12 protein-coding genes are annotated in these 11,420 nt (G+C 51.0%); 7 read left to right on the forward strand and 5 right to left on the reverse strand.

Annotated features, from left to right (window positions below; all coding sequences use genetic code 11):
- Positions 1 to 3 precede the first annotated feature (3 nt).
- Positions 4 to 516, reverse strand: coding sequence for an outer membrane protein OmpX (ompX, locus tag MUG06_RS08235; protein ID WP_215847243.1), 513 nt, complete (start codon positions 514 to 516; stop codon positions 4 to 6).
- A 134-nt stretch (positions 517 to 650) separates the two neighbouring features.
- Positions 651 to 830 carry a hypothetical protein gene (locus MUG06_RS08240; RefSeq protein ID WP_243078270.1) on the reverse strand — a complete coding sequence of 60 codons (180 nt, stop codon included), beginning with the start codon at positions 828 to 830 and terminating at the stop codon, positions 651 to 653.
- A gap of 54 nt (positions 831 to 884) precedes the next feature.
- Here MUG06_RS08240 and rhtA point away from each other — a divergent pair, with 54 nt between their 5' ends.
- From rhtA to ybiO, 6 genes are all read left to right on the forward strand, one after another.
- Positions 885 to 1,799, forward strand: coding sequence for a threonine/homoserine exporter RhtA (gene rhtA / locus MUG06_RS08245; RefSeq protein ID WP_243078271.1), 915 nt, complete (start codon positions 885 to 887; stop codon positions 1,797 to 1,799).
- 324 nt (positions 1,800 to 2,123) lie between these two features.
- Complete coding sequence (gene dps / locus MUG06_RS08250; RefSeq protein ID WP_215847246.1) at positions 2,124 to 2,627, forward strand: DNA starvation/stationary phase protection protein Dps; 504 nt, start codon at positions 2,124 to 2,126, stop codon at positions 2,625 to 2,627.
- Between the two features lie 329 nt (positions 2,628 to 2,956).
- A complete protein-coding gene (glnH, locus tag MUG06_RS08255) occupies positions 2,957 to 3,703 on the forward strand; it encodes a glutamine ABC transporter substrate-binding protein GlnH (RefSeq protein WP_215848313.1) in 747 nt (248 codons plus the stop codon).
- 76 nt (positions 3,704 to 3,779) lie between these two features.
- Positions 3,780 to 4,439, forward strand: coding sequence for a glutamine ABC transporter permease GlnP (glnP, locus tag MUG06_RS08260; protein WP_243078272.1), 660 nt, complete (start codon positions 3,780 to 3,782; stop codon positions 4,437 to 4,439).
- On the forward strand, positions 4,436 to 5,158 hold the full coding sequence (gene glnQ / locus MUG06_RS08265; RefSeq protein WP_215847247.1) for a glutamine ABC transporter ATP-binding protein GlnQ: 723 nt from the start codon (positions 4,436 to 4,438) through the stop codon (positions 5,156 to 5,158). The genes glnP and glnQ overlap by 4 nt, the downstream gene beginning before the upstream one ends.
- Positions 5,159 to 5,284: 126 nt before the next feature.
- A complete protein-coding gene (gene ybiO / locus MUG06_RS08270; protein WP_243078273.1) occupies positions 5,285 to 7,555 on the forward strand; it encodes a mechanosensitive channel protein in 2,271 nt (756 codons plus the stop codon).
- Between the two features lie 81 nt (positions 7,556 to 7,636).
- Here the strand turns inward: ybiO and rlmF are convergent, their stop codons facing one another.
- The gene (gene rlmF / locus MUG06_RS08275; RefSeq protein WP_215847249.1) at positions 7,637 to 8,554 is read right to left on the reverse strand and encodes a 23S rRNA (adenine(1618)-N(6))-methyltransferase RlmF; all 918 of its coding nucleotides are present in this window, start codon (positions 8,552 to 8,554) and stop codon (positions 7,637 to 7,639) included.
- Positions 8,555 to 8,739: 185 nt separating this feature from the next.
- On the opposite strand from rlmF, the gene MUG06_RS08280 reads away from it, so the two are divergent.
- On the forward strand, positions 8,740 to 9,372 hold the full coding sequence (locus MUG06_RS08280) for a flavin reductase family protein (protein ID WP_243078274.1): 633 nt from the start codon (positions 8,740 to 8,742) through the stop codon (positions 9,370 to 9,372).
- 32 nt (positions 9,373 to 9,404) lie between these two features.
- Here MUG06_RS08280 and hutG read toward each other — a convergent pair whose 3' ends face one another.
- Together hutG and hutI are read right to left on the reverse strand one after the other, a co-directional pair.
- Complete coding sequence (gene hutG / locus MUG06_RS08285; protein WP_243078275.1) at positions 9,405 to 10,229, reverse strand: N-formylglutamate deformylase; 825 nt, start codon at positions 10,227 to 10,229, stop codon at positions 9,405 to 9,407.
- Positions 10,226 to 11,389 (reverse strand): imidazolonepropionase, encoded by a 1,164-nt coding sequence (gene hutI / locus MUG06_RS08290; RefSeq protein ID WP_243078521.1) that lies wholly within the window; start codon positions 11,387 to 11,389, stop codon positions 10,226 to 10,228. The genes hutG and hutI overlap by 4 nt, the downstream gene beginning before the upstream one ends.
- Positions 11,390 to 11,420: the final 31 nt, after the last annotated feature.

Raw genomic sequence — 11,420 nt, forward strand, 5'->3', positions numbered from 1 at the left:
AACTTAGAAGCTGTAACCTACGCCAGCAATCCAGGTGCCAACGTCAACGTTACGGATGCGGCTCTGCTCGTAGCCCACGTCCAGTGCAACGTTTTCGATTGGGTTGAACTGCATACCTGCGCCGTAAGAGAAACCTACGTCGCTTGAATCAGATTTGTCGCGTGATGCGGTAGTGTTCTGCTCGAACTTACCGTAGCCGAGACCAACAACACCGTAGATGCTTGCCCAGTCGTTCAGACGGAAAGCAGGACCACCGGTAATGCCGTAGTATTGGCCTTTGTTATAAACGCCAGCTTCGGTACGATCTTTCTCGGTGTAAGTGAAAGAACCGATCCAACCCAGTGGGTTAGAACCGTCTTCGTAGCGGTATTTCAGGTTGAAGCCGTTAGCTTTGTTAGCAACGCCCTGATAATCGCTCTGCGCATAGCCACCAGATACAGTGCTTTGCGCCATTGCGGAACCTGCGGATACAGCCAGAACACAGGCCAGTGCTGAAAGACATGCAATTTTTTTCATAACCACCTCAAATGTGAAAGTACTACTCTCCTGACAACGCTGAAAATATAACAAAAAATAGCGAGAAACTCTGCCCAGATTTTATTGTCTAACAGAAAGTTTGGTGTAACAGGACGTTAATGCACGATCCTATGTCATTCTTTTTTCTTATAAAAACCATCATTTTTCTGCAATAAACTTTCGCCTTTTAATTTCCGCTTTAAGTAAAATCCTAAAAAATCCTGACGTTTCTTTACTAAATTGGCGCTGAAATTGCGCAATTCATGCGCAGTTAAACCAAATTTAAACCACGCGCCATCGTCTCTTTTGCCCATAAATTCCATTACACTGTGCACTTGTTAAGTAAATGATCAGGATGTAGCCACAGGATGTCACCTACCTCACCCCTAAGAAATCTCGCACCGGTTTTAATGCCTATTGCGGTACTGCTCATCGCGATGCTTTCACTGCAAGGCGGCGCATCGCTGGCCAAGTCGCTTTTTTCCACTGTGGGTGCCACCGGGATTACAGCGTTACGTTTAGGGCTGGGGACGCTTATTCTCTGTGCAATTTTTAAGCCGTGGCGTCTACATTTCACGCGTGCGCAGCGCATGCCGCTATTGATGTATGGCCTGGCGCTCGGCGCTATGAACTTCTTGTTTTATCTTTCTATTCGTACCGTGCCGCTTGGCGTGGCGGTTGCGCTGGAATTCACCGGTCCCTTAACGCTTGCACTGCTTGGTTCACGCCGCTTGCTGGATTTTGTCTGGGTCGTGCTGGCCGTGATTGGATTATGGTTTTTGCTGCCGTTCGGCGCGAACATGACGGCAATCGATCCGCTGGGTGCAGCATGCGCTGTTGGCGCAGGCGCATGTTGGGCATTTTATATTTTGGCGGGGCAACGTGCGGGCGCGGAACACGGACCTGCCACCGTGGCGATGGGTTCGTTGATTGCTTCTGTTATTTTTGTGCCGCTGGGTCTGACTTTTGCGGAAAGCGGCATCTGGCACTGGAGTGTGCTTCCCATTGCGTTGCTGGTCGCTCTGCTTTCCAGTGCCATCCCCTATTCTCTTGAAATGATCGCGTTAACCCGCTTACCGGCACGCATTTTTGGTACGTTGATGAGTCTGGAACCCGCGATGGCAGCGTTATCGGGCATGCTTTTTCTTGGCGAAACCCTGAATGGACAACAATGTCTTGCCTTGCTGGCGATCATCATAGCTTCTGCCGGTTCGACACTCACAATGAAGCCAAAAAAGAACCGGTTAAGTGAGGTTGAGTTAAATAATGCAGCGCCAAAATAAATTATTTGGCCTGTGAAAACGCGGGCCAAATAACAAGCGTATTAATCTTGATAAGCCTTCTTAATTAACGAACGGCTTTTACCGTATTATTTTGAAACAGTCAGATATACCACATTGACACATTAACCTAACCAACTGTAAATATTAAATTTTTAGCTCACGCTAAATTTAACATTGCATTAACTACCTTGGCTAAATGCTTATTTATAACCAGGAAGTGCTCTATTTCAGCCATCGGCATAGCCGTTACTGCAAACTCCCAAAGCGCTGCTATACTTATTCCCGTACTTGACTAGGACAACCATCAAAGAGAGGACTGAAACGATGAGTACCGCTAAACTGGTTAAAACAAATTCTTCTGATCTCATTTACACCCGTAATGACGTGGCTGAAAACGATAAAAAAGCCACCATCGAGGTGCTGAACCGGCTGGTAGTGGAGTTCATTGACCTGTCGTTGATCACTAAGCAAGCGCACTGGAACATGCGCGGTGCGAACTTTATTGGTGTGCATGAGATGCTGGACGGCTTCCGCACCACAATTACCGATCATCAGGACACGATTGCAGAACGCGTTGTGCAGTTGGGCGGCGTAGCACTCGGTACAGCGCAGGTGGTGAGTGATAAAACGCCACTGCAAAGCTATCCGCTGAATATTCATAGCGTACAGGATCATCTGAAAGCACTGGCAGATCGCTACGGTCTGGTTGCTAACGATGTACGTAAAGCCATCACTGAAGTGAAGGATGAAGATACCGCTGATATCTTTACCGCAGCGTCACGTGACCTCGATAAGTTCCTGTGGTTTATCGAAGCTAATATCGAATAAGTTATAAGTTAACGTTCAACATGATAAATCAGGCGGGGAAACCCGCCTTTTTTTATGCCTTGTTACCGGCTTTTTATGACTTCGTTAACAGTTTTCCCTTTCAGATTTTTACCGCCTCCGCTTTTACGTCACACTTCCTGTTGCACCAAAATAACCTTACGCACCAATATAGGGCGCCATTTTAGTGCAAAGCGCTAATGCGATGCAAAATCGTGTCAGCCAGCCTGTCCAACTCACTGATTTTAGTGATTTTGCAAAGTTGGCATAATTCTTTCATATGACAAGCCGCAAACACGGGTTTTATAACCTTGTAGTAATAAGGAAAAATGATGAAGTCACTGTTTAAAGTCTCTGTGGCCGCGCTGGCGCTGGCCTTCTCACTCTCTTCTACCGCAGCTGAAAAGAAGTTGGTTGTCGCAACTGACACCGCCTTTGTTCCTTTCGAATTTAAGCAAGGCGACAAATACGTCGGTTTTGACGTTGATTTGTGGGCAGCTATCGCGAAAGAACTGAAACTGGATTACACCCTGAAACCGATGGACTTCAGCGGCATCATTCCTGCACTGCAAACGCGCAACGTTGACCTGGCGTTAGCGGGTATTACCATTACCGAAGAACGTAAAAAAGCCATTGAGTTTTCTGACGGTTACTACAAAAGCGGCTTGTTAGTGATGGTGCGTAACAACGAAAACGACATCAAAGGCATCAGCGATCTGAACGGCAAAGTCGTGGCAGTGAAAAGCGGAACCGGTTCGGTCGAATACGCTAAAGCGAATATCAAATCTAAAGATCTGCGCCAGTTCCCAAATATTGACAGCGCTTATATGGAGCTTGGCACCAACCGTGCTGACGCTGTACTGCACGACACGCCAAATATTCTGTACTTCATCAACACCGCCGGTAAAGGCCGCTTCAAAGCGGTAGGCGACTCAATTGAGGCTCAGCAATATGGTATCGCCTTCCCGAAAGGCAGCGACGATTTACGTGAAAAAGTAAACGGCGCACTGAAGACCATTAAAGAAAACGGGACTTACAACGAGCTGTACAAAAAATGGTTCGGCAGCGAACCTAAATAATAATCTGGGCTCGGTTTAATTTTCAGCAGGGAACATTTCCCTGCTTTTTTCCATCGCAACATATCTGGAGTTCACCATGGAGTTCGACTGGAGCGTTATCTGGCCAGCCATGCCCGCGCTGCTTGAAGGCGCCAAACTGACCTTAATCATCTCCGTTATTGGGCTGATTGGGGGGTTGATCATCGGTTTGGTCGCAGGTTTTGCCCGCGCCTACGGCGGTTGGTTCACCAACAACCTCGCACTGGTGTTCATTGAAATTATCCGCGGCACGCCAATCGTGGTGCAGGTAATGTTCATCTATTTCGCCTTGCCCATGGCTTTCCCAGACTTGCGCATTGATCCGTTCAGCGCAGCGGTTGTCACTATCATGATTAACTCGGGTGCCTATATCGCGGAGATCACGCGCGGCGCGGTGTTATCCATTAATAAAGGTTTTCGCGAAGCTGGATTGGCGCTTGGCCTGTCACGCCGTGAAACCTTGCGTTATGTCATTATGCCGCTGGCGCTGCGCCGCATGTTGCCACCGCTGGGCAACCAGTGGATTGTCAGCATTAAAGACACCTCGCTGTTCATCGTTATCGGCGTGGCGGAACTGACACGTCAGGGTCAGGAAATTATTGCCGGTAACTTCCGTGCACTGGAAATCTGGAGCGCGGTTGCGATCATTTATCTGGTGATTACGCTGGTGTTGAGCTTTGTGCTGCGCCGTATTGAAAAAAGGGTGAAAATCCTGTGATTGAATTTAAAGACGTCTCGAAGCATTTTGGTAAAACGCAGGTGCTGCATAACATCGACCTGAAGATTAATCAGGGTGAAGTGGTGGTGATTATCGGCCCTTCTGGTTCAGGTAAATCCACGCTGCTACGCTGCATCAATAAGTTGGAAGAGATCACCAGCGGCGAGCTGATTGTTGATGGATTAAAAGTGAATGACCCTAAAGTGGATGAGCGTCTGATCCGCCAGGAAGCGGGGATGGTGTTCCAGCAGTTCCATCTGTTTCCACAGATGAGCGCGTTGGATAACGTCGCTTTTGGACCGATTCGCGTCCGTGGTGCGAAAAAAGAGGCAGCGCGCGCACTGGCGCAGGAACTTTTGGGCAAAGTCGGTCTGGCGGAACGCGCCCACCACTTCCCTTCTGAACTTTCTGGTGGTCAGCAGCAACGCGTCGCGATTGCGCGTGCGCTGGCGGTGAAGCCTAAGATGATGCTGTTTGATGAGCCAACCTCCGCGCTCGATCCTGAACTGCGTCACGAAGTGTTAAAAGTGATGCAGGATTTGGCCGAAGAAGGCATGACCATGGTGATCGTCACCCATGAAGTTGGCTTCGCTCAGAAAGTTGCCTCACGCCTGATTTTCATCGACAAAGGCCGCATCGCTGAAGATGGCAATCCCGATGCATTAATCAGCAATCCGCCAAGCGATCGTCTGCGCGAATTCTTGCAGCACGTCTCTTGATAAAACGGGCCGCTTTATAAGATTGCGGCCCTTTTTTATCTGCCCTTCTTCTTTCAGAATTTTGATTCGCCATCCCTGACTATACTTTTTCTCTTGTGAAGCAAGCATGTTGCTAAGGAGAAAGCCATGTTGTCAGCCTGCCCACCCCGCACATTTTTGCGGCGTTGGATTCTGCTCTGTCTGTTATTTTTCATTACGCTACCTACAGCACAAGCCGTTTCATTGCCCCAAGCCGCTGTTGCGGCACAACAAACCAAAACCGATTCAGGTAATGCGCAAGAACCTGGCCTGAGTGATAAAAAAGCCGCGTATGCGGCATTGGCAAACATTCTTGATAACGATCAGTCCCGCCAGGAATTAATTGAGCAACTGCGTAATGCCGCCGCGACACCCACCGATACCGGTACACCAGAACTGGCACCGCCAACCGAGGAGCCGGAAGAAAAGACCGTGCTGCAAGGGCTCACCGATATGACGCGCCAATATGGCGGTGAAGCCGCTACGCAATTCATTCGGCTGCACGACAATATTCTCTACGCGCCACATAAGCCCTTTAATCCCGTGACCTTTGTGAATGCGGTAAACCATTTTGCCGGCCTGGCCTTGGCGATGTTTGCCCTTTACTGGCTGCTGCGTCGTTTGGTTTATCCACTCTATCAACGTCTTGGAGCATGGGGACGACAGAAAAACCGCGATCACCGTAACTGGCTACATCTTCCCGCTACCATCATTGGCGCGTTTATCATTGACCTGTTGCTACTGGCGCTGGCGTTGTTTATCGGCCAAATTATCAGCGATAACTTTCACGGCGATAGTCGCACTATCGCTTATCAGCAGGGTTTGTTCCTCAACGCCTTTGCCTTAATCGAATTTTTTAAAGCGCTGTTGCGCCTGATTTTCTGCCCGCATTTTCCTGAACTTCGTTTTTTTCATCTCAACGATGAGCGCGCCAGCTACTGGAATACGCGGCTAAGCTGGCTCAGCGGCATTATGGGTTACGGTTTATTGGTGATCGTGCCGATTGTGTCTAATCAGGTGAACGTGCAAATTGCGGCGCTACTGAACATTGCCATTATGGCGATCATGACCTGTTGGGCGCAGTGGCTGATATTCAGTAACAAACGCAATATTCACAATGCGTTGATTGGGTTAGCCAACCGCAGCATGGCCTTTTTTGCCTTCTTCATTCGAGCGTTTGCGCTGTTCTGGCACTGGCTGGCGAGCGCGTATTTTATCGCGCTGTTTTTGTTTTCGATTTTCAATCCCGGCGACAGCCTGAAATTTATGATGTCCGCCACGGTACGCAGCCTGGCCATTGTCGGCATTGCCGCTTTTGTTTCCGGTATTTTGACGCGCTGGATAGGTAAAACCATTATTTTGTCACCCGATCTGCGCCGCAATTACCCTGAATTGCAAAAGCGCGTGAATGACTGGGTTCGCGCCATGCTAAAGCTGGCCCGCATTCTCACGGTTTTTGCTACCTTGCTATTGCTACTTAATGCCTGGAACCTGTTTGATCTTTGGCATTGGCTAACCATTGGTGCTGGCGAAAAAATGGTGGATATCCTGATCCGCATCGTGATGATTTTACTGCTGTCCGCGATCGGCTGGACGGTGCTGGCGAGTTTGATTGAAAGCCGTCTCGCCTCTGATTCACATGGCCGCCCAATGCCCAGCGCCCGCACACGTACACTGCTGACACTGTTCCGCAACGCGTTAGCCGTGGTGATTAGCACCATTACCATCATGATTTTACTGTCAGAAATTGGCGTCAATATTGCGCCTCTGCTGGCGGGTGCAGGCGCCTTGGGGTTGGCGGTTTCCTTCGGTTCACAAACGCTGGTGAAGGACATTATTACCGGCATTTTTATTCAGTTTGAGAATGGCATGAACACCGGCGATTTGGTGACGATAGGCGCCATTACCGGCACGGTCGAGCGCATGTCAATTCGATCTGTTGGCGTACGTCAGGATACCGGCGCTTATCACATCATTCCCTGGTCTTCGATCACCACCTTCGCCAACTTTGTGCGCGGTATCGGCTCGTTTGTTGCGAACTATGATGTCGATCGTAATGAGGATACGGAACGCGCTAATCGTGCGCTGCAGGCGGCAGTAAATGAACTGCTGGAAAACCCAGAGATTCGCGGCATGGTCATTGGCGAACCAAACTTTGCAGGTTTAGTCGGGCTGACTAATCAGGCATTTACTGTGCGCGTCTCGTTTACCACTCAGCCGCTTAAGCAGTGGACGGTACGTTTTGCTTTAGATGAAAAGGTGAAGAAGCATTTTGATGCTGCAGGCATCAAAGCGCCGCACCAAACGGTGGAAGTGATGCAAACCGGACCTGACGTTGCAGGCGCTGCCAGCTTACCGGCGTTACCGTCTCCGCAATAACCGCGCTATTTTTAGTCGGTGCCACAAGCAGAACATCCGCCACCTGAATACAGGTGGCGGATGCCATCAACAAACGTTGGATTAACGTAAACGCTGCGCGCGTGTCGCCGCAGGCATAAATGACCAGGCCAGGAAGCGGCTCTGTTTCTGGCCCTGCGCCATGTTCACTACGCGAACCTCTACATCCAGCGCCTGCAACTGTTTTTCCAGCGCAGCCAGATTATCTTTGCTGGAGATCAGCGACGTGAACCAGATGCATTGACGCGCCAGCGCCACGCTTTCCTGAATCATTTTGCTGACAAAGGCTTTTTCGCCGCCGACGCACCATAACTCATTATGTTGACCACCAAAGTTCAGCGGTGCGGATTTCTCCAGACCCAAATTACGCACTTTACGCTGTGAACTGGCCGCAGCTTCAGCGGCAGAGGCATGGAACGGTGGATTACACATCACGGCGTGGAAAAAATCGTTCTTGTTCACGACACCCGCCAAAATAGCATCGCTGTTTTTTTGACGGCGCAGGCGAATATTGCGCTGCAAACCAGGATTCGCAGCCACGATTTGATTCGCGGCTTTCAATGCGCTTTCATCAATTTCAGTGCCGGTGAAGCGCCAGCCATATTCAGCCTGACCAATCAGCGGATAGATGCAGTTTGCACCACAGCCGATATCCAGCACATCGGCCATCGGGATTTTTCCTTGATTATCCAGCGCCAGCAGATCGGCCAGATAATGCACATAATCTGAACGACCCGGCACGGGCGGGCAGAGTGAACCCGGCGCAAGTTGCCAGTCAATGCCGTAAAACAGCTTGATCAAGGCCTGATTCAGCAGCATCACCGCCTCGGGATCGGCAAAATCCACCGACTGCACGCCATAACCATTAGGGCGCACTTTCACCGCCAGCGGTGGATGTGCAGCGATTAAGGCGGCAAAATCGTATTCACTTTGATGGCGATTACGGGCATGGAACGGTGACGAACTGGCTGACTTTTTCATACTTTCTCTCAATTATTCGGGCGCGCGTACAATACGCTGTGCATCGCTGAAAATAAATAATGAATATGCGAAGAGCGTCGGGTTGAGACAACTACGCGGCTTCGCACAATCCGCTTACACAATTCTCGCCGACTCAATCAATGCTGTAAGACTAAGATAAAACAAAAAACGCTATCGGAGATTTCATGACGCACAAACGTTACTCTTACCAACCGCGCTCAGGTCACGGATTGCCGCACGATCCTCTCAATGCGATTGTTGGGCCACGCCCAATTGGTTGGATCAGTTCCATCAGCGCCAGCGGTCATCGCAACCTCGCGCCTTACAGCTTCTTCAACTGCTTTAATTATCATCCGCCCATCATCGGTTTCGCCAGCAGCGGATGGAAAGACAGTGTGCAGAATATTTCTGAGACCAAAGAATTTGTCTGGAACCTGGCAACGCGTTCGTTAGCAGAAGCGATGAACGAGAGCTCCGCTTCGGTGCCCGCCGATCAGGATGAGTTTGCTATTGCTGGCTTAACGCCGTTACCCGCCTCGCAGGTCAAGCCGAGTTTAGTGGCGGAAAGCCCGGTTAATTTTGAATGCAAGCTCACGCAGCTCATTCAGTTGCAGGATGCACAAGGTCAGCCGATTGATAGCTGGTTGGTCTTGGGTGAAGCGGTGGCGATTCATATTGATGAAACGCTGCTGGAAAATGGCATTTATCAAACCGCCAAAGCCGAGCCGATTCTACGCGCTGGCGGACCGAGCGCCTATTACAGCATCACTGAAGCGCAGCGTTTTGATTTAGTGCGCCCGGATGCTCGTCGGGCATAAAGCATCACAGCGCGTCTTCTCGACGCGCTTGTTTACACCTTTCCTTGCTCGATAAATGCCTGTATCAGCGGCTTCAACACCTTCTGTAGCGCGGTGGCGCGTTCCTGTCGCCAGGCAAAGGGGGGTGTTTCATCCATGTAATTGCATTGCGCCAGTTCGAGCTGCACCGCTTGCACATTCTCATCAGGTTGCGCGTAGGCGCGAGTAATGTAGCCGCCCTTGAAGCGCCCATTCAGCACCCAGCTGTATTTATCTTGCTCAGCACACACAGCCTGAATAGCGTTAATCACCGCTGGGCTACAGCTGGCACCGTCGTTGGTACCAATATTGATATCCGGCAGGCGTCCTTCAAACAGGCGAGGAATCACGCTGGCAATCGAGTGGGCATCAAACAGCAAGGCATAACCGTATTCGGCTTTGAGTCGCGCCAGCTCATGTTGAATTTGCTGATGATAAGGCTGCCAGATGTGATCAATATAGCTTTGGCGCTGTTCAGCGCTTGGCGTTTTTCCTTCCGCGAAGGTCGGTGTGCCATCAAACAGCGTTTCGGGAAACAAACCCGTGGTTGCGGTGGTGTACAGCGGTTGGTTGTCGGGCGGACGATTAAGGTCAACGACGAAGCGTGAGTAGCGGCCAATGATCACGCTGGCACCCAAATCGCGCACAAAATCGTACAACAGCGGAATGTGCCAATCGGTATCCGGCAAGCTGCGCGCGGCATCGCTCAACGCGTTTTCAACCTCTGGCGTAAGCAGCGTACCCGCGTGCGGAATGCTAACCAGCAGCGGGATCTTGCCTTGGGTAAAGTGGAAACAGGTGGATCCACTGCTTGTTTCGCTGATCTTTTCACTGCTCATTGTGCTTCTCCACGATAGATGACTTTACAGGGCAGCTCACCACCCAACCAGTAAACCAATTCTGCCGGACGGGCTAATGGCCAATGAACGAAGCTGGCGACTTTGCCCGCTTCAAGCGTGCCATGAGTCTGTTCCAGTCCAAGCGCTTTTGCTCCCCAAATCGTCACGCCTGCCAGCGCCTCTTCCGGTGTCATGCCAAATAGCGTGCAACCCATGTTTAACATCAAGCGCAGGGATAATGCCGGTGATGTGCCAGGATTCGCATCGCTTGCCAGCGCCATCGGCACGCCATAATGGCGGAACAGTTCAACCGGCGGACGCTGAGTTTCACGCAGCAGATAAAACGCGCCCGGCAGCAACACCGCAACCGTTCCATGCTGCGCCATGGCCTTAACATCATCTTCCGTGGCGTATTCCAGGTGATCGGCAGAAAGCGCGTCGTAACGCGCTGCCAATGCGGCACCGCCTAGCGATGAAAGCTGTTCTGCGTGTAACTTAACCGGCAAGCCCAACGCTGTTGCCTGATCAAACACACGCGCCACCTGCGCAGGCGACAAAGCCAGATGTTCGCAAAAAGCATCGACCGCATCCGCCAACCCTTTCGCTTTTACCTGCGGCAATAGCTGATTGCAGATGACATCAATCCAGCCGTCGGGATTGTGTTTGAATTCTGGCGGGAAACCGTGGGCGGCTAAACAGGTCGCGAGCACATCCGCTGGCACGCTTTCGCTTAACTCACGAATCGCCCGTAACATGCGCAGCTCACTCTCTTCATCCAGACCATAACCCGATTTGATTTCAACCGTAGTCACGCCTTCTGCCAGTAAGCGATCCAGTCGCCAGCGCGCAGAAGCCACTAACTCCTGCTGGCTGGCCGCGCGCGTGGCACGCACGGTAGAAAGAATACCGCCGCCCTGCGCAGCAATCTCAGCGTAGCTAACGTTATTTAATCGCTGCTCAAACTCCTGGCTGCGATTGCCGCCAAACACCAAATGGGTGTGACAATCCACCAAACCCGGCGTGATGATGCCACCCGAAAGTTGATGCTGCTCACGCGCGTGAAACGCCGGCATCGTTTCACGCGGCCCTACCCAGTGCAGCTTCCCGGCTTTTACCGCCAGTGCGCCATCTTCGATGATCTGGTACTTACCGCCCTGCATAGTCACCAGATCGGCCCCTAGCCACAGGCTG

Source organism: Pantoea sp. MQR6 (genome assembly GCF_022761075.1).
GTDB lineage: Bacteria > Pseudomonadota > Gammaproteobacteria > Enterobacterales > Enterobacteriaceae > Pantoea > Pantoea phytostimulans.